This is a genomic window from Azospirillum sp. TSH20 (genome assembly GCF_003115935.1).
Taxonomy (GTDB): Bacteria; Pseudomonadota; Alphaproteobacteria; order Azospirillales; family Azospirillaceae; genus Azospirillum.
This window is the reverse complement of record NZ_LGQU01000022.1, coordinates 336,063-353,996: the sequence shown is the minus strand read 5'-3', so window position 1 is coordinate 353,996 and position 17,934 is coordinate 336,063. Positions and strand designations below refer to the sequence as shown.

The 17,934-nt window shown below is 68.3% G+C and carries 18 protein-coding genes and 2 tRNA genes; 6 read left to right on the top strand and 14 right to left on the bottom strand.

The features are described 5' to 3' along the window. Positions 1 to 2: 2 nt before the first annotated feature. The 9 genes from rpmG to TSH20_RS07085 form a co-directional block, all read right to left on the bottom strand. On the bottom strand, positions 3 to 170 hold the full coding sequence (rpmG, locus tag TSH20_RS07125; RefSeq protein ID WP_012974790.1) for a 50S ribosomal protein L33: 168 nt from the start codon (positions 168 to 170) through the stop codon (positions 3 to 5). 157 nt (positions 171 to 327) lie between these two features. Continuing rightward, complete coding sequence (locus tag TSH20_RS07120; protein WP_109074050.1) at positions 328 to 1,908, bottom strand: S41 family peptidase; 1,581 nt, start codon at positions 1,906 to 1,908, stop codon at positions 328 to 330. Between the two features lie 365 nt (positions 1,909 to 2,273). After that, positions 2,274 to 4,430 carry a ribonuclease R gene (rnr, locus tag TSH20_RS07115; RefSeq protein ID WP_109074049.1) on the bottom strand — a complete coding sequence of 719 codons (2,157 nt, stop codon included), beginning with the start codon at positions 4,428 to 4,430 and terminating at the stop codon, positions 2,274 to 2,276. A gap of 48 nt (positions 4,431 to 4,478) precedes the next feature. Next, the gene (locus TSH20_RS07110; protein WP_109074048.1) at positions 4,479 to 5,051 is read right to left on the bottom strand and encodes a hypothetical protein; all 573 of its coding nucleotides are present in this window, start codon (positions 5,049 to 5,051) and stop codon (positions 4,479 to 4,481) included. Positions 5,052 to 5,058: 7 nt separating this feature from the next. Next, positions 5,059 to 6,138 carry a chorismate synthase gene (gene aroC / locus TSH20_RS07105; RefSeq protein ID WP_109074047.1) on the bottom strand — a complete coding sequence of 360 codons (1,080 nt, stop codon included), beginning with the start codon at positions 6,136 to 6,138 and terminating at the stop codon, positions 5,059 to 5,061. 123 nt (positions 6,139 to 6,261) lie between these two features. Further along, a tRNA-Thr gene (locus TSH20_RS07100) sits at positions 6,262 to 6,336 on the bottom strand. 36 nt (positions 6,337 to 6,372) lie between these two features. Further along, positions 6,373 to 6,447 (bottom strand) — tRNA-Thr (locus tag TSH20_RS07095). 161 nt (positions 6,448 to 6,608) lie between these two features. After that, on the bottom strand, positions 6,609 to 8,543 hold the full coding sequence (locus TSH20_RS07090; RefSeq protein ID WP_109074046.1) for a nucleoside-diphosphate sugar epimerase/dehydratase: 1,935 nt from the start codon (positions 8,541 to 8,543) through the stop codon (positions 6,609 to 6,611). Between the two features lie 76 nt (positions 8,544 to 8,619). Next, positions 8,620 to 9,564 carry an SDR family oxidoreductase gene (locus tag TSH20_RS07085; protein WP_109074045.1) on the bottom strand — a complete coding sequence of 315 codons (945 nt, stop codon included), beginning with the start codon at positions 9,562 to 9,564 and terminating at the stop codon, positions 8,620 to 8,622. Between the two features lie 172 nt (positions 9,565 to 9,736). Between TSH20_RS07085 and TSH20_RS07080 the strand changes: the two genes are divergently transcribed. Then, entirely contained in the window at positions 9,737 to 10,786 is a 1,050-nt protein-coding gene (locus TSH20_RS07080) for a glycosyltransferase family 2 protein (RefSeq protein WP_109074044.1), read from the top strand. Here TSH20_RS07080 and TSH20_RS07075 read toward each other — a convergent pair. From TSH20_RS07075 to TSH20_RS07065, 3 genes are read right to left on the bottom strand one after another with little or no spacing between them, the layout of a single operon-like run. Next, positions 10,748 to 11,587, bottom strand: coding sequence for a glycosyltransferase family 2 protein (locus TSH20_RS07075; RefSeq protein ID WP_109074043.1), 840 nt, complete (start codon positions 11,585 to 11,587; stop codon positions 10,748 to 10,750). The genes TSH20_RS07080 and TSH20_RS07075 overlap by 39 nt on opposite strands. A 5-nt stretch (positions 11,588 to 11,592) precedes the next feature. Next, entirely contained in the window at positions 11,593 to 12,597 is a 1,005-nt protein-coding gene (locus tag TSH20_RS07070) for a glycosyltransferase family 4 protein (protein ID WP_109074042.1), read from the bottom strand. 32 nt (positions 12,598 to 12,629) lie between these two features. Further along, positions 12,630 to 13,613, bottom strand: coding sequence for an SDR family NAD(P)-dependent oxidoreductase (locus TSH20_RS07065; protein ID WP_109074041.1), 984 nt, complete (start codon positions 13,611 to 13,613; stop codon positions 12,630 to 12,632). 167 nt (positions 13,614 to 13,780) lie between these two features. Between TSH20_RS07065 and TSH20_RS07060 the strand changes: the two genes are divergently transcribed. Together TSH20_RS07060 and TSH20_RS35265 are read left to right on the top strand one after the other, a co-directional pair. Continuing rightward, positions 13,781 to 14,119 carry a hypothetical protein gene (locus TSH20_RS07060; RefSeq protein WP_085089992.1) on the top strand — a complete coding sequence of 113 codons (339 nt, stop codon included), beginning with the start codon at positions 13,781 to 13,783 and terminating at the stop codon, positions 14,117 to 14,119. A gap of 22 nt (positions 14,120 to 14,141) precedes the next feature. Then, on the top strand, positions 14,142 to 14,288 hold the full coding sequence (locus TSH20_RS35265) for a hypothetical protein (RefSeq protein WP_169055012.1): 147 nt from the start codon (positions 14,142 to 14,144) through the stop codon (positions 14,286 to 14,288). Between the two features lie 146 nt (positions 14,289 to 14,434). Here TSH20_RS35265 and TSH20_RS07055 read toward each other — a convergent pair whose 3' ends face one another. Continuing rightward, entirely contained in the window at positions 14,435 to 14,866 is a 432-nt protein-coding gene (locus tag TSH20_RS07055; protein WP_109074082.1) for a GNAT family N-acetyltransferase, read from the bottom strand. A 163-nt stretch (positions 14,867 to 15,029) separates the two neighbouring features. Between TSH20_RS07055 and dcd the strand changes: the two genes are divergently transcribed. The 3 genes from dcd to TSH20_RS07040 all read left to right on the top strand — a co-directional run bounded on the left by dcd (position 15,030) and on the right by TSH20_RS07040 (position 17,464). Continuing rightward, complete coding sequence (gene dcd, locus TSH20_RS07050; RefSeq protein WP_014248468.1) at positions 15,030 to 15,584, top strand: dCTP deaminase; 555 nt, start codon at positions 15,030 to 15,032, stop codon at positions 15,582 to 15,584. Between the two features lie 53 nt (positions 15,585 to 15,637). Further along, positions 15,638 to 16,930, top strand: coding sequence for a UDP-N-acetylglucosamine 1-carboxyvinyltransferase (gene murA / locus TSH20_RS07045; protein WP_109074040.1), 1,293 nt, complete (start codon positions 15,638 to 15,640; stop codon positions 16,928 to 16,930). A gap of 63 nt (positions 16,931 to 16,993) precedes the next feature. After that, entirely contained in the window at positions 16,994 to 17,464 is a 471-nt protein-coding gene (locus TSH20_RS07040) for a DUF2948 family protein (protein WP_109074039.1), read from the top strand. Positions 17,465 to 17,507: 43 nt separating this feature from the next. Here TSH20_RS07040 and TSH20_RS07035 read toward each other — a convergent pair whose 3' ends face one another. Further along, a complete protein-coding gene (locus TSH20_RS07035) occupies positions 17,508 to 17,864 on the bottom strand; it encodes a hypothetical protein (RefSeq protein ID WP_109074038.1) in 357 nt (118 codons plus the stop codon). Positions 17,865 to 17,934 lie beyond the last annotated feature (70 nt).

The following is a 17,934-nucleotide window of genomic DNA, read 5'->3' as shown; positions in this document are numbered from 1 at the left end:
CCTTACTTGATCTTGGCTTCCTTGAACTCGACGTGCTTGCGCGCCACCGGGTCGTACTTGCGGAACGACAGCTTCTCGGTGGTCTTCTTCGGGTTCTTCTTCTTGACGTAGAAGAAACCGGTGTCTGCCGTGCTCACCAGCTTGATGAGGACGGTGTTCTGCTTGGCCATGATCTCGATCCCGACAAAAAATCCGTGCCCCGCCGGCCCGGCGGGGGCGGCGTCGTAGCGGCGGAAAATACCGTCTGACGCCGCAATGTCAAGCGTTATGGGCGGTGAAATCGGCATCCGACGGCAATTGCCACAGCGCCGCCGCCCTCCGATCCGCTCAGCGCTCCGCCACGGTGTTGACCACCGCGGAGGCGACCGCCCGCTGGTACAGCGCCGGCTCCGCCAGCAGCCGCATGGCGACCTGCAGGTCCAGTTCCGGCTCATGCTCCTTCCACGGGCAGGCTTCGCGCAGGGCGTTCAGCGCATGTTCGTCGTCGGCCGCCTTGGACCGCCAGCTGGCGATCTGGGCCGGGCGCAGCCGTCCTTCGCGCAGGTCGGACAGCAGCGCCTCCGGATCGGTCTGGCCGGCCCGGCTGGTGCAGACGGTGGGCTGCACGCCCTGGCGATGCAGGGTGTAGCCGGCCGGCGTGTAGATGCGGCTCCAGGTCAGGAACAGCTCGCCGTCGTTGGGGAGGCGGTTGACCGTCTGGACGCTGCCCTTGCCGTAGCTGGACGCCCCCACCACCACCGCGCGGCCGGAGTCCTGCAGTGCGGACGCCACCACCTCGGCCGACGAGGCGGACCGGCCATCGACCAGAACCACCAGGGGCAGCCCGTCGAGCAGGTCGTCGGGGTTGGCGTCGAAGCGCTGGCGGCTTTCGGGATTGCGTCCTTCGGTGGAGATGATCCGGCCGCGGCGGATGAACAGGTCGGCGACCGCGACCGCCTGGTCCAGCAGCCCGCCCGGATTGCCGCGCAGGTCCAGAACCATGCCCTGCAGCGTCGGGCCGGCCGCCTGCCGGATGGAGGTCACCGCCGACCGCAGGCTGGAGGCCGTGGTGGCGTTGAAGCGGTCGAGCTTGACGATGCCGACGTCGCCGGACAGCGAATAGGTGACGGTGTTCGGCACCACCCGTTCGCGGCGCAGGGGCAGCCGGCGGGGAGCGCCGCCGTCGCGGGCGACGGTGAGGGTGAGCAGGGTTCCGGTGGGGCCGCGCAGACGCTCGCGCATGTCCGCCGCGGTCATCCGCGTCGTCAGGTCGCCGTCGATCGCCAGCAGCAGGTCGCCGCCGACGATGCCGGCGCGCTCGGCCGGGCTGTGCGGCATGACGTCGTGCACGGTGACGCGGCCGTTGGTGGCGCTGTCCAGCGAAATTCCGACGCCTCCGTAGCCTTCGCGCTGGGCGCGCTCGTTGCTGGCGCGCTGGACGCCGGTATAGCGGGAATAGCCGTCGAGGTCGGCGGTGACGCCGTCGAAGACGACCTGATACAGCCGTTCCGGCGTCGCCTTCGCCAGGATCGGCGACTGGCTGCGGGCGCGGTCGATGATGCGGGTGGTCAGAACCGCCCAGCCGGCGGCATCGCGGTCCGCCGCGGCGCCATACTCCGCCGCCAGCGCGCCAGACACGTACAGGCGTACGGTGTTGCCGGTCTGCTCCACCGTCACCGACGGATCGATGGTGCTCAGGCCCTTCATCCCGTCCATCCCCAGACGGTCGAAGGAAACCGGGTCCAGATAGACCTCGGCGATCTTGCCGAAGCCGACGGTGAAGACCTGTTCCGTCACCGGGGGCGGCGGCGCGACGATCGCGACCTGCGGCGGCCCGGCGAAGGCGGTGGTGGCGAAAAGGGCGGCGGTGGGAAGCTGGAACGCCAGATGTCGGAGCGAACGGCTCAGGCGGCGCGCCAGGTTCGACATCGCGGGGATCCGGAAAGACGGCAAGTTAAAAGGCGGCACTTGGGGCGGTGCATTCGGATCGCACACGCCGTGATCGCACAGGTTGTGATCGAACTGGGCCATGGGGCGAACCGCGGCCTCCCTTTCCTGCAGCCGGACCGGACGAGGATGTTGCCGATCCCGGATGGGTGATAGATACACCTTCGTTCAGGAGGCCGGGCGGGACAAAATTACGGGCCGCACCACAATGTCGCGGATTGTCCGATTCTGTGTCGCCAAGGTCACGCTGGTATGGTGGCGATGTGGCCAAAGCTTGGCCGCGCCACGATTCGGCCACATTGCTCAAGCGTTGCCATTGTGCAACGGTGCCGACGGCTTCCGAGTCGTCAGCCTGAGTCGGCCAGCCGGAAGAGCGTGCTGCCGCTGACCGGATCGGCCTCCACCAGCACCACCTTGACCGGGCTGCTGAGGCGGTACGTCCGTCCCGTACGCTGCCCGACCAGCGCGTGTGCGGCCTCGTCGTGATCGTACCTGTCGTCGGGCAGGCTGCTGGCCGGGATCAGGCCGTCGGCGCCGCTTTCGTCCAGCCGGACGAACAGCCCGAAGCGGCTGACGCCGGAGATGCGGCCGCTGAAGCGTTCCCCCACCCGGTCGGCCAGGAAGGCGGCGGTGTAGCGGTCCACCGCGTCGCGCTCGGCCACCGCGGCACGGCGTTCGGTGCCGGACAGATGCTCGCCGATCTCCGCCAGTCGGCCCAGCGTCTCGTCGTCCAGCCCGCCGACGCCCAGCCCCAGCGTGCGGATCAGCGCCCGGTGGACGATCAGGTCGGCATAGCGGCGGATCGGTGAGGTGAAATGGGCGTAGCGGTGCAGAGCCAGCCCGAAATGGCCGATGTTGTCCGGGCTGTAGGCGGCCTGGGCCTGGGCGCGCAGGATCACCTCGCTGACCAGCGGCGCGTGCGAGGTGCCCTCCACCTTGCGCAGGATGCGGGTGAAGTGGCTGGGCGTCAGGTCGGCGCTCTTTGCCAGCGGATGTCCGATCTCCGCCAGGAAGCCGCGCAGCGCCTCCATCTTGTCCATGGAGGGACGGTCGTGGATGCGGTACAGGCCGGGCATGGTGCGCCGTTCCAGCACCTCCGCCGCGGCGACGTTGGCGGCGATCATGAACTCCTCGATCAGCCGGTGGCTGTCGCGCCGTTCGCGCCGGGCGATCTCGGCGACCTTGCCGCGCTCGTCGATCAGCACCCGGCGTTCGGGCAGGTCCAACTCCAGCGTGCCGCGTTTGGCGCGGGCGGCGGCCAGTCGGGCGTACGCGCTGAACAGCGGGGCGATCACGCCGTCGGCCAGCGGCGCCGTTTCCTCGTCCGGCCGGCCGTCGTGGCAATCCTGCACCTGTTCATAGGTCAGCCGCGCCGCCGACCGCATGAGTCCGCGGACCAGCCGATGCCGGATCAGCACACCGTTGCGGTCGATCCACAGGTGGAAGGCCAAGCAGGCGCGATCCTCCCCCGGCCGGAGCGAACACAGGCCGTTCGACAGCGCCTCCGGCAGCATCGGCACGACGCGGTCGGGGAAGTACACCGAGTTGCCGCGTTCGTACGCTGTCCGGTCGAGCGCCGATCCGGGGCGTACGTAATAGGACACGTCGGCGATGGCGACGATCAGGTGCCAGCCGTCCGGGTTCTCGGGGGCGCTGTCCGGCTCCGCCCACACGGCATCGTCGAAGTCGCGGGCGTCGGCGCCGTCGATGGTCACCAGCGGGATGTCGCGCAGATCCTCCCGCTGCATCAGCGCCGGCACCGCCGCCAGTTCCGCCTCGCGCAAGGCGGCATGCGGGAAGGCGGTGGGGATGCCGTGGGCGTGGATGGCGATCAGGCTGAAGGCGCGCGGCTCGTCGGTGGAGCCGAGACGCTCCACCACGCGGGCCTGCGGTTGGCCGGCGCGTCCGGCCGGCAGAATGTCGGCGAAGACGAGATCGCCCGCTTCGGCCTCGCCACGGTTGGGCGGCAGCACCAGGAACTCGGTCTTGTGGCGGCGGTCGGTCGGGTGGATGCGTCCGCCGTCGGCGCTCGGCCGGTAGACGCCGAGGATGCGGCCCTCGCGCTCGCCGTCAATGCGACGGATGACGCGGGCCTCGTAAAGGCGGTCGTTGATGCGGGCGAGCTTCGCCAGCAGCGTGTCGCCGACCGCCAGCGGCTTGTCCTCCCCCCGCGACTTTTTTTCCGGCAGCAGGAAGATGCGCGGCGGGTCGCCCTCGCCGGTCCAGGTCAGCGGGCGGGCCGACAACTCGCCCTCCGCATCGGCGCCGGTGACCAGCAGCACGGCGACGGCAGGCAGCGCCTGCGGCGGGGCCATGCGCTTGTTGCGTCCACGTTCCACCGCGCCGTCCGCCTCCAGTTCGCGCAGCAGGTCCTTCAACGTCTCGCGGTCGGCTGATCCGGACAGCTTGAAGGCGCGGGCGATCTCGCGCTTGCCGACCGGGGTGGTGCTGGACCGGATGAAGGCGAGGATGGCGTCCTTGCTGGGGAAATGGCTGTCGGTCACTGGGCGGGCAGTCCGTCGGTTCTTGTCGCTGGTATGGCTATATAGGGATCAATCGGCATCAGGGCTCGTCGCCCAGGGTCTGCCCGCCGATGCGCGAATGGCGTCGCTGCGCTCCAGCGCCTCGCGGAAGCCGGCGAGCGGGAAGCGCACCTCCGTTTTCTCGCCGGCCGGCGACTGACCGACGATGGAGACTTCCGGCGCCGGAGCCATCTTCTCCACCATGCGGCGGTTGATGTCGGGATCGGTCACGGCGCAGGTGTTGGTCTCGAACCGGTAGGGCTTGCAGGGGGAGTCGGGCTTGAACACCGCCCGGTCGGCCCAGACCCGCACCAGCTTGTCGAGGTCCAGCGCTTCGGCATTCACGCGAAAGCGCAGCCCCTCGCGCCATTTGTCGGTCGAGCGCAGCCAGACCAGCCGGGCTGTGCGGTCGTTGGTGCCGCGGGCGGTCAACTCGCACTCCACCTGCCGCGTGCCGGTCCAGAGCTGACAGTAGAGCTTCCAGGACTTGAAGGTCTCGTCGAACTCCTGAAAGGGCTTGTCGGCCGCCAAAGCCGCTGGTGCGGCGGCGATCAGCGTCGCCAGGGCGAGGATCAGGCGCTGTCCGTGGCGGCAGGCGGGCATGGAACGATCACTCCCGCCGTTCCGCCCGGCGCCGCAGCAGGTGGTCGGCCAGCACGCAGGCCATCATCGCCTCGCCCACGGGGACGGCGCGGATGCCGACGCAGGGGTCGTGGCGGCCCTTGGTCAGGATGTCGGTGTCGTTGCCGGCGGTGTCGACCGTCTGGCGCGGCGTCAGGATCGAGCTGGTCGGCTTCACCGCGAAGCGCACGACGATGTCCTGTCCGGTGGAGATGCCACCCAGGATGCCGCCGGCATTGTTGGACAGGAACTGCGGCTGTCCGTCCGAACCCATGCGCATCTCGTCGGCGTTCAACTCGCCGGTCAGTTCCGCGGCGGCGAAGCCGTTGCCGATCTCCACACCCTTCACCGCGTTGATGGTCATCATCGCGCAGGCGAGGTCGCTGTCCAGCTTGTCATAGAGCGGGTCGCCCAGCCCCACCGGCACGCCGGACGCCACCAGTTCCACCACCGCGCCGACGGAGGAGCCGCTCTTGCGGATGCCGTCGAGATACTCGGCCCACTGGGTGGCCGCGACCGGATCGGGGCAGAAGAAGGGATTGTTGTCGATCTCCGCCCAGTCCCAGCGGCTGCGGTCGATCTTGTGCGGGCCGATCTGCACCAGGGCGCCGCGCACCTGGATGGCGGACCCCAGCACCTTGCGCGCCACCGCGCCGGCGGCGACCCGGCAGGCGGTTTCCCGCGCCGAGGAGCGTCCGCCACCACGGTAATCGCGGATGCCGTATTTCTGCCAGTAGGTGTAGTCGGCATGGCCGGGGCGAAATTTCCCGGCGATGTCGCTGTAGTCCTTGGATCGCTGGTCGGTGTTCTCGATCAGCAGCGAGATCGGCGTGCCGGTCGTCTTGCCCTCGAACACGCCGGACAGGATCTTCACCTGATCGGGTTCCTGGCGCTGGGTGGTGTAGCGCGACTGGCCGGGACGGCGCTTGTCCATCCAGGGCTGGATGTCGGTTTCCGCAACGAGGTCGATCAGCGACGGGCAGCCGTCCACGACGACGCCGATGGCCGGTCCGTGGCTCTCGCCCCAGGTGGTGAAGCGGAAAAGCGTGCCGAAGCTGTTGCCGGCCATGGTGACATCCTCCCGAAACGAACCCGCGACCGCAAAGCGGTTGCGCGCGTTTCTTGCGGCCTTTCGGCGGCAAGGTCAAGGAAGCGATGCGCTGATTTTTTAAGGGAGTTTTTTAAAGAAGGATGGTGCTGCCAGAGAGGATTGAACTCTCGACCTCTCCCTTACCAAGGGAGTGCTCTACCACTGAGCTACGGCAGCGCCGGATACGAACGCCTGATCACAGGATCGGAGGAATGGTGCTGCCAGAGAGGATTGAACTCTCGACCTCTCCCTTACCAAGGGAGTGCTCTACCACTGAGCTACGGCAGCCCCGATAACCGATCATCGCCGGGGCGATGCGTCCGGGTGAGGCGTCCAGGCTTGGCCGCCCCCCGAAGTGGCGCGGGTTATGCCACAGGCCTTTGGGGGATGCAAGCGCTTAAAATCACCCTGCGACCCACTTTTTTTCCCGCCCCGAATAAGTGCCCGAATCACGCCTGCGTCGCAGCGGACGGAAGCACCGCCTCGGCGCGGAAATCGGGCACGACGGTGCCCAGGATCGACAGAACCCGCTCGCCGTCGCCGGCCCGCGCCGCCGCCTCCAGTTCACCCACCGCGCGGTTGATCAGCGCATAGTCGATCAGCCGGGGGGAGGCGAGGAAGACGCCGTCGGCCTCGGTGCGGCTCGGCGCCTCCGCCGCGGTCAGGATCTCCTCGAACAGCTTCTCGCCGGGGCGCAGGCCGGTATAGGCGATCTCGATGTCGACGCCGGGCCGGTAGCCGGCCAGCCGGATCATCTGGCGGGCGAGATCGGCGATCTTCACCGGCTCGCCCATGTCCAGCACCAGGATCTTGCCGCGATCCTCCGCCCGGGTGGCACCGTGGGCGGAGGCCTGCAGCACCAGCTCCACCGCCTCGCGCACCGTCATGAAATAGCGGCGCATGTCGGGGTGGGTGACGGTCAGCGGGCCGCCCTGGGCCAACTGGCGCGTGAACAACGGCACGACGGAGCCGGAGGAGCCCAGCACATTGCCGAAGCGCACCGTCATGTAGCGGGTGGCGTGGTCGGTCCCGTCGCGCGGCGGCAGCACGTCCAGCGCCTGGCAATAGGTCTCGGCGAAACGCTTGGCCGCCCCCATGACGCTTGTGGGGCGGATCGCCTTGTCGGTGGAGATCAGCACCATGGCGAGGCAGCCGGCGGCGCGCGCGGCATCGGCCACATTGCGGGTCCCGACCACGTTGGTCAGTGCGCCCTCGCACGGGTTGGCCTCCACCAGCGGCACATGCTTCAGCGCCGCGGCATGGAAGACCAGGGCCGGATGCTCGTCCTGGAACAGGCGCATGATGCGGTCGCGGTCGCGCACGTCGGCGATCACCGCGCGGGTGTCGAGACCGGGGAACCTCTCCCGCACCTCCATCTCGATGCTGTAGAGGTTGAATTCCCCAGCATCGAGCAGGATCAGCCGCTCCGGCCCCAGCGTGGCGATCTGGCGGACCAGTTCGCTGCCGATGGTGCCGCCGGCGCCGGTGACGATCACCCGCCGTCCGCCGATCAGCCCGGAGATGGCGCCGCGGTCGAGCACCGCCTGCGGCCGGCCCAGCAGATCCTCCAGCGCGATCGGCCGCACCTCCACGCCCTTACCTTCGCCGAGCGCCGACTTGAATTCGGTCAGGCTGGGCAGGCGGGACATCACGAGCCCCTGCGCCTCCGCCCGGTCGAGCAGGCTGCGCAGCATCGCCCCCTTCAGTTCGGCATTGCCCTTGGTGATGATCAGCCGCTGCGGCCGTTCGCCTTTGCGTTCCAGCGTGCGGACCACCTGCTCCAGATCGTCCGGGCCGCCCAGCACCGGCACGCCGCGCACGGCATGGCCGATGCGCCGGCCCTTGTCGTCGAGGATGCCGACGACGCGATAGGCCGACTGGCCCGGCTGGTCGAGCGAGCGGATGAACAGCTCCGCCGCGTCGCCGACGCCCAGCAGCAGGACGGGGATGCGCGGCACGCCCTCCACCGCCTCGGCCCAGCTGAAGCGGCGGTCCTTCATGAAGCGGTAGGCGAAGCGCGGCCCGCCGAGCAGCAGCATCTGCACCAGCCACAGGATCGGCGGCAGGGAGCGCGGCAGCAGTTCGGCGCGTGTCAGCAGGAACATCGCCAGGACGAAGCACAGCACCGCCACGGTGACGGCGCGCACCACCTGCATCAGGTCGGGAATGGAGGCGTAGCGCCAGATGCCGCGGTACAGCCCGAACAGCACGAAAACGGCTGCCGAAATGCCGACCAGCGTCGGCAGCGCGATGACCAGCGCATCGAAATACAGGCCGAAGGCGGAGCCGCCCACCCGCAGGTACAGGGCGACGACCAGGGCCACCCCGGTCATCACCAGATCATGCAGGAAAACCAGGGATGCCCGTGCGGACGGGATACGCATGCCGCTAAACCTTGTTCATTCGTTCGGCCTTGAGAACCGGGGGCCGAAGCCGGCCATCGCCGATTCGGCCGGGTAATCAGCCGCGGGAAGCTTTGAACCATTCCGCGGTGGCGCGCAACCCGGACGCAAGGTCATGGGGCGGGCGCCAGCCGAGCCTTTCACGGATGGGACCGTCATCCACCGTCAGCGTGCCGGCCAGCCGGTCGAACACCGCGCGCGTGCCGGTCAGCGCCGCCCCCAGCGCCATCAGGCCGCGCGGAACCGGGACCAGCCGCGCCGGCCGGCCCAGCGCCGCGGCGATGGCGCGCACCAGATCGGCGGTCGAAACCGGCTCGCCATCCTGGACCAGGAAGGTCCCGCCGGCGGCGTGGGCATGCTCAAGCACCGTCACCACCGCGTCGGCGAGGTTGCCGACATAGATCAGGCTCCGCCGGTTGTGGATGCCGCCGAGCGGCAGCGGCAGGCCGGTCGCCACCAGCTTCACCAGAGCCCGCATGTTGCCGGCGGCGCCGGGTCCATAGACCAGCGGCGGACGGATCACCGCCACTTCCATGCCGGTGCGGGCGGAGATCGCGGCCAGCGCCCGTTCGGCCTCCAGCTTCGAGATGCCGTAGGGGCTGTGCGGGTCGGGCGGCGTCGCGGCGTCCAGCGGGGTGGGGCGGCTTTCGTCCACCATCGCCTTGATGCTGCTGAGGAAGACGAAGCGCTTCACGCCGGCTGCCGCCGCCTGCTCCGCCAGCCGGACGGTGCCGGCGGTGTTGACGCGGCGGAATTCGGCCAGCGGGTCGGCGGCCTTGTCGCGCATCACATGGACGCGGGCCGCCATGTGGATCACCGCATCGACACCCTCCAGCGCCGCGGTCCAGTCGGTGTCGGGGCCGATGTCGCCGACCACGGCCGGCTCCCACGGCCCTTCCTTGGCGCTGCGCAGGGCGGCGCGCACATGGTGTCCGCGGGCAACCAGCAGCGGGACGGTATGGCGGCCGACGAAGCCGGTGGCGCCGGTCAGGAGAACGCGCATGGGCAGGAATGTCCGTGCTGGGATCGTATCGTGGATTGAACCATGCCTTAGTATCCGGTTTGGCCGGGTGACGCCACGGCGCAAAGTCCCAGAACCCTTTTCCGGCTTTCGGTTGGTGGTGGGAATGGCTATAAGCTGAATAGGGACGCGTGAATAAGGACGCTACCAAGACATGTCACACATTGTGGACGGTGCAAATGATCGGCACAGCCGGATCATCATCGTCAGCTTTAACTGCGCCGAATTCGTCAATCGCGTCATTGGCTGTCTGCTCGACCAGACCGACCCCGCCTTCGAGGTGGTGATCGTCGACAATGCGTCGAAGGATGTCGACGGGATCGCCTTGCCCGCCGATCCGCGGTTCCGCATGGTCCGGCTGGACAGCAATGTCGGTTTCGCCAAGGCCAACAACATCGGCGCCGCCGGTGCCACCGTTCCCTGGATCGTCACGCTGAACCCCGACGCCTTCCCGCGCCGCGACTGGATGGAGCGGCTGCAGACCGCCGCCCAGGCGCAGCCCGACGTGGCGATGTTCGGCTCGACCCAGCTGTTCTCGCACGACCCCCGCATGATCGACGGCGAGGGCGACCAATATTCCATTTTCGGCTTCGCCTGGCGGGTCAATTACCGCCGCATGCTGAAGCCGCCCTATTACAGCGGTGAAGTCTTCTCGCCATGCGCCGCCGCCGCGATGTACCGGCGCGACTATTTCGAGGCGGTCGGCGGCTTCGACGAGGACTTCTTCTGCTACTGCGAGGATGTCGACCTCGGCTTCCGCATCCGCCTCGGCGGCGGTCCGGCCGTGCAGGTCGGCGACGCGGTGGTGGAGCATGTCAGCAGCGGCGTGTCCAAGCAGTACGGCACCTTCGCCCAGTATCACGGCGTCCGCAATCTGGTGTGGACGATGGTGAAGAACATGCCGCTGCCGCTGCTGCCGCTGGCCTTGGCCGGCCATGCGTTGCTGGTGGTCTATCTGGTGGTCCGCAGCCTGGGCAGCGGGCGCACCGGCGCCATCGGCCGCGGCATCCGCGACGCGCTGTGCGGGCTGCCGGGCATGATCGCCAAGCGCCGCGTCATCCAGCGCGACCGGAAGGCGACGCCGGGGCAGGTCGCCCGCATGATCGCCTGGAACCCGCTGCTGCTGAAGACCCGCGGCCGGCCGGGGCTGCGGAAGTCGCACAGCTCAGACCAGCCGCCATCCGTGGGTATTGAAAAAGCGTAGGGCGGACCGGGCGAACATGCGGATGTGCGCGCTGCCCTTGCGCGCCGCCTTGCCGCCGAAATGCACCATGCGCACGTCCGGCACATAGGCGATCTCGCCCAGCGCCATCGCCCGGCGCGACAAGTCGAAATCTTCGAAATAGAGGAAATAGCCGTCGTCGAACCCGCCCAGCCGGGTCAGCGCGTCGCGTCGGAACAGCATGAATGCGCCGCTGACCTGCTCCAGCCCGGTGACGACGCTGTCGCCGGTGATGTCGCGCATTTCGTAGCGGTTCAGCCGCTTTGCGAACATCCGCTTGATCGAAGCGGGGGCGAAGGCGCGAAGGCCCAGATCAAACACGGTCGGCCGCCGCTTGCACAGGAACTCCTGCTCGCCTGACGGACCAAACACCTTTGGTGTCAGCAGCACGGTGCGCGGGTGCGCCTCCATATAGCGCCAGCCGGCCAGCAGCGCGTCGGGCTCCAGCAGGATGTCGTAGTTCAGAATCAGGTGATAAGGCGCGTCGCCCTGCCGGATCGCCAGGTTGTGCCCGGCGCCATAGCCGACATTGCCATGCCCGGCGATCAGCGTCACCGGCGGCCGGCCGGCCTCGGCATAGCGGTTCAGCAACGGCAGGAACGGGTTCGACGCCGGCTCGCTGCCCTCCGGAGCGCCATTGTCGATGATCCACAGCCGGGTCCGCACCCCGGCTCCCTCGGACAGCCGGTCGGCCGCGGCACCGATGGTGTCGAGCGAGCGGGCCAGCAGGTCTGGATCGGGGTGGTAGAGGACGACGGAGAGGTCGAGGGAGGCGGTGGTCATGGGGATCAGGCCTTCGACATGCGCGTCAGTGTCGCCAGCAGCAGCGCGACCGTGACCGCGCCCGGCGCCAGCGTCCAGGCACCGAAGGTCCCGGCGGCCAGCGCCGCGACGACGAGGACGAGGCTGTAACCGATGATGGTCAGCACCACCCGGTCATGCCGGCCGGCACCCTTGGCGGCCTTCTGATAGAAATGCTCGCGGTGGGCCTGCCAGATCTTCTCGCCGCGCAGCAGTCGGCGCAGCAGGGTGATGGTGGCGTCGGTCAGGTAATAGGCGGGCAGGATCAGCGCCGCCGCCCAATCGCCGCGCGCCGCCAGCGAGGCCAGCAGGAAGGCCAGGATGTGGCCGAGCGGGATGCTGCCGACATCGCCCATGAACATGCGGGCCGGCCGCCAATTGTGGGTCAGGAACCCCGCCGCCGCCCCGGCCAGCGCCGCTCCGGCGACCCCTGTCAGCCCGAAATCGCCCATCACCAGCGACACCAGCGCCACGCCGCCGCCGATCAGGATGGTTTCGCTGCCGGCCAGCCCGTCGATCCCGTCCATGAAATTGTAGAGGTTGACGAACCACAGCCACAGGAAGGCCGTCGCCGCCCGGTCCAGCCCCCAGGGCAGCCAGCCTTGCCACACAAGCTGGTCGGACGGCAGCGCCAGCAGCCCGAACGCCACCGCCAGCGCCTGCACCGCCAGCCGCAGCAGCGGCGATAGGGTGCGCCGGTCGTCCATCCACGACACCCCCATCAGCGCCAGCGTGCCCAGCAGAACCGCCCCGGTTTCCAGCGGCCGGTCGTAAACGATCCCGGCAATGGCGAAAACCGGCACCACCGTCAGCATCACCGCCCAGCCGCCGCCGCGCGGGGTGGGGGCTTGATGGCTCGACCGCTCGTTCGGGATATCCATGATGCTGCTGGCGAGCAGATAGCGCAGAACCCGCGTCGACAGGTACCAGCCGACGGCCAGACACAGCAGGAAGACACCGATCAACGCGGACGAATAGGCGGTGGAGGTCATGGTGGCTCGGACGGTGGAGGAGAGGGAAAGGCTCAGAGCTTGTGATAGCCCTTGTACCACTCCACGAAGCGGGGCAGGCCGATCTCGATCGGGGTTTTCGGTTCGAAGCCCAGCACTTGGCGGCTCAGGTCGATGTCGGCGGCGGTCTCCTGCACGTCGCCGGCCTGCATCGGCTCCATCACCTTGACCGCCTCGCGGCCGAAAGCCTGCTCCAGCACGGTGATGAAGCGCATCAGCTCCTCGCACCGGTTGTTGCCGAGGTTGAAGACGCGGTGCGGGGCGCCGGTCTCCGCATCCACCGGGGCCGGGCGGTCGAGGGCGGCCAGCACCCCGGCGACGATGTCGTCGATATAGGTGAAGTCGCGCTTCATTTTGCCGCCGTTGAAAACGCGGATCGGCCGGCCGGCGGTGATGGCGTCGGCGAACAGCCAAGTCGCCATGTCCGGGCGGCTCCACGGACCATAGACGGTGAAGAAGCGCAGGCCGGTCGCCGGCATCTGGTAGAGATGGCTGTAGGTGAAGGCCAGCATCTCCGCCGCCTTCTTGGTGGCGGCATAGACCGACACCGGGCTGTCCACCCGATCCTCCACCGAGAAGGGCATCTTGCGGTTGGCGCCGTAGACCGAAGAAGTCGAGGCGTAGACGAAATGCTTCAGCCCCGGCATGCGCCGCGCCGCCTCCAGCAGCGTCACCTGACCGGTGACGTTGGCGTCGACATAGGCATAGGGATTCTCGATCGAATAGCGCACGCCCGGCTGCGCCGCCAGATGGACAACGCCGGTCACATCGGCGAACTGCGGCCATAGCCCCTCCACCGTCGCGCGGTCGGAGATGTCGGCCCTGATGAAGCGAAAGCCGGGCCGGCCGGTCAGCCGGGCCAGCCGCGCCTCCTTCAGCGCCACCGCGTAATAGTCGTTCAGGTTGTCGAGGCCGAGCACGCTCTCCCCGCGGTCCAGCAGAGCCGCCGCGACATGCGATCCGATGAAGCCGGCGGCCCCGGTGACGAGGATGGTCATGGTCCGACACCCTTATGACGATGGTCCGACGGTCTTATGCCCGAGCGGCGGCCGGGGCGCCAGCCTCCTTCCACGACCTTTCCGTGACCGGTTCGCACGCTTGACAGCCGATCCGCCCTGCCGGTCTACTGCGCGACCGCGACACACCAGGACCGATGGGACCATCGATGCCCCCGAAGAAGAATCCGCTGAACCTGAACCCGCTGCAGCTGCGCACCCTGACCCTTCTGCAGGAGATCGCCCGTCTGGAGAACGCTCCGGCCGAGGATGAGGAGGGGGGCTTCCAGATCACCTCCCTGCCGCATGCTCACGGCAACCACTTCCACCTCGGCCACGCCGTGGTCGCCGCCAAGGATGCCACCGGACTGCAGAACGATGCGGTCTGGACCATTCTGGAGCGCAAGGGCATCGTGAAGCGCACCCCCGGCGCCGCGATCCTGACCGCGACCGGCGTCGGTTACGAGACCGGCCTGCGCGACCAGATCCTGCATCATTCCGACCACTGACACCCTGCGCGGAGCCGCGCCGATGGACGACACCGCCGAGACGCTGAACACTCCGCCGGCACCGGTGAAGCCGAAGCCGGCGGTGAAAGACCGTGATGAACGCCTCGCCGCCCGCCTGCGCGAGAATCTGCGCAAGCGCAAGGAGCAGGCGCGGCAGCGGGGAGAGTGAGTGGGAAGTTAGGCGTCTGTGCCCCCTCCCTAACCCTCCCCCACCTTCGGTGGGAGAGGGGGCTGCCGCCGCTTCGCATAAGGCACCCTCTCCCGCGGAGCGGGGGAGGGTCGGGGAGGGGGCGAGCGGTCGAGGGGCGCCGCCCCCTAAGCCAAATCCTTCCTGAACCAGATCTGCTTGTGCCCCGGCGGATAGCCCTCCATCTCGGCCCACACCTCATAGCCCTGCTTCGGGTAGAAGCCCGGTGCCTGGAAATCATAGGTGTAGAGTCGCGACCAGCGGCAGCCGCGCGTCTTCGCCTCGGCTTCCGCCGCAGCGAGCAGCCGGCCGCCGAGGCCGCTGCCGCGGGTGGAGTCGTCCACCCACAGCAGGTCGACATACAGCCAGTCCCAGAGGGTGTAGCCGACCAGCCCGCCCTTCAGCGTGCCGTCCGCATCACGGGCGGCCACAACCAAATCACGGCGGTCGTAAGCGCGGCCGAGCGACGCCTCGTTGTAGGCGCGCAGGCCTTCGAAGACTCCGGCCAAGTCGGCCGGGGCGGGGGTGTCCGTCACGGACAGGGTGAAGCTCTGTGTCATGCGGCGCAGCTTAGCCCCTGCGGTGCCAAAGACCAGCGCCGTGATAAAGAACCGTCCATGCACCACAAGCGGCCCGGCTTTTCTTGAGCCTCGCCGCGCGCTCGGCTACAAACCAGCCTCACCACCCCTCCACCCAATCGATACGCCAAGGAGTACCCCCGCGATGGGCATCATGCCGGACAGCTGGATCCGCGAGATGGCCGAGACCAAGGGCATGATCGAGCCCTTCGTCGAGACCCAGAAGCGCGAAGGCGTGATTTCCTACGGCGTGTCGTCCTACGGCTACGACGCCCGGGTCGCCGACGAGTTCAAGATCTTCACCAATGTCGACAACGCCATCGTCGATCCGAAGCGCTTCGACGATTCGAGCTTCGTCGACCGCAAGACCGACGTCTGCATCATTCCGCCGAACAGCTTCGCGCTGGCCCGCACGGTCGAGTATTTCCGCATCCCGCGCGACGTTCTGGTCATCTGCCTGGGCAAGAGCACCTATGCCCGCTGCGGCCTGATCGTGAACGTCACCCCGCTGGAGCCGGAGTGGGAAGGCCACGTCACTTTGGAGATCTCCAACACCACCCCGCTGCCCGCCAAGGTCTATGCGAACGAGGGGCTGTGCCAGTTCCTGTTCCTGAAGGGCGACAGCGTGTGCGAGGTGTCCTACGCCGACAAGTCCGGCAAATACATGGGGCAGAAGGGCGTCACGCTGCCCCGGCTCTGAGCACTCCTAACTCCGATCGCTCATCGACGCGTATCCGCGAAAGAAACAGGTCCATGGACAAGATCCGCATCCGCGGCGGCCGCCCGCTGAACGGCTCCATCACCGTTGGTGGCGCCAAGAATGCCGCCCTGCCGCTGATGACGGCGTCGCTTCTCACCGACGAGACGCTGACGCTGACCAACCTGCCGATCCTGGCCGACATCAACACGTTGTGCAATCTGCTGTTGCAGCACGGCGTGGCGATCCACATGGCCGGTGCCGGCGGTGATTGCGCCGGCCGTGCCGTGGACTTCACCGCGCGCGACATCACCAACACCACCGCTCCCTATGATCTGGTGCGCAAGATGCGCGCCAGCGTGCTGGTGCTGGGGCCGTTGCTGGCCCGCTGCGGCGAGGCCAAGGTGTCGCTGCCCGGCGGTTGCGCCATCGGCGCGCGTCCGGTGGACCTGCACATCAAGGGTCTGGAGGCGATGGGCGCCGACATCCGGATCGAGGCGGGCTATATCGTCGCCAAGGCTCCGGCCGGCGGCCTGCGCGGTGCGGAATACGTCTTCCCCAAGGTGTCGGTGGGTGCGACCGAGAACCTGCTGATGGCCGCCACCCTGGCCAAGGGCACCACCATCCTCGTCAACGCCGCGCGCGAGCCGGAAGTGACCGACCTCGCCGAGTGCCTGGTCAAGATGGGGGCGAAGATCACCGGCATCGGCACCGACCGGCTGGTGATCGAGGGCGCGGACCGCCTGCACGGCGCCCGCCACATGGTGGTTGCCGACCGCATCGAGACCGGCACCTACGCCATGGCCGCGGCGATCACCGGCGGCCGTCTTGACATCATGAACACCCGTCTCGATTTGATCAAAGCGGCGGTCAAGGCGCTGGCTCCGGCCGGCGTCGCCTTCGAGGAGATCGAGAACGGGATCCGCGTGTCGCGCGCGAACGGCGAACTGCACGGCGTCGATGTGATGACCGAGCCGTTCCCCGGCTTCCCCACCGACCTTCAGGCCCAGATGATGGCCCTGATGTGCACGGCGAAGGGCGCGGCGATGATCACGGAAACGATCTTCGAGAACCGCTTCATGCATGCGCCGGAGCTGACCCGCATGGGTGCGCGGATCACGGTCCACGGCTCGTCGGCCCTGGTGCGCGGTGTGGAGAGGCTGACCGGTGCGCCCGTGATGGCGACGGACCTGCGCGCTTCGGTGTCGCTGGTGCTTGCCGGGCTGGCGGCGGAGGGGGAGACGATGGTCAACCGCGTCTACCACCTCGACCGCGGTTATGAGCGGGTGGAGGAGAAGCTGGCTGCCTGCGGTGCGGAGATCGAACGCATCCACGGCGGCGACGAGTAAGCGGCGGGGGCGCCCCTCCGCCATCCCGATAAGGTTGGCCATTCCCGAGAGGTGCCCACGACCATGACGGCCTCAGCCATGACCCCGATCCGCCTGCGCGCCGAAGACGAGGAGGACCTGAAGGTCGTCTCCGCCTGCCTGCAGGACGCCATCCTGCCGGTCGGCGACATGTGCTTCCAGCCCGACGACAAGCGGTTCGTCATGGTCGTCAACCGCTTCCGCTGGGAGGCCGCCGACCGCCCGCGTCCCGGCCCCGCCGCCGACGACGACGATCTGGCCCCCTACGAGCGGGTCCATTGCGGTGTGCGGGTGGACGGGGTGACCGGCGCCAAGCTGCGCGGCTTCGATCTGAAGGACCGCGGCCGGATCCTGGAGTTGCTGTCGATGGAGACGATGGAGGGCGGGATCGCCCTGCATTTCGCCGGCGGCGGCTGCGTCCGCCTGGACGGGGCATCCTGGCGTATGGTGGTGGAGGATCTGGGCGAGCCCTGGCCCACCGGCTGCAAACCCTGCCACCCTGACGAACTGGCCTGAGACGAACTGGCCTGAGCGGCCTGACGGCACGCGGGGCGCCGGTTCAGCGCGCCGCGACCTGGGTGTCGTTGTGGATGCGACGGATCACGTCCTCCGCGGTCTTCTTATAGGTGACGGTGTCCACGTCCTCGCCCGGCGACAGTTGCGAGCGGCGGACGGTGAAGAAGCGGTGACCGACATCCAGCATGCCGCTGGCCTCGACCAGGATGCTGGTGTCCTTGCCGTCGGCGCTGGGCGAAACGGAAACGATCTGGCCCAATTCTTCGCCGAGCAGACCGGTCACTTCGAGCCCGACAAGATCGTCGCCGGCACGCGGATCGGCCGCCTGGACCGACTCGATGTGGGCGAATGGCAGGGTCGCTGCCAGCGCAAGGCCGGCCAACAGGGTCTGGAACCTCATGATTCGGGCTCCCTTCGCTGATGTGTGTCTCGTATGTCACAATCAACATGGGAATTGCGGGACAGTTCCC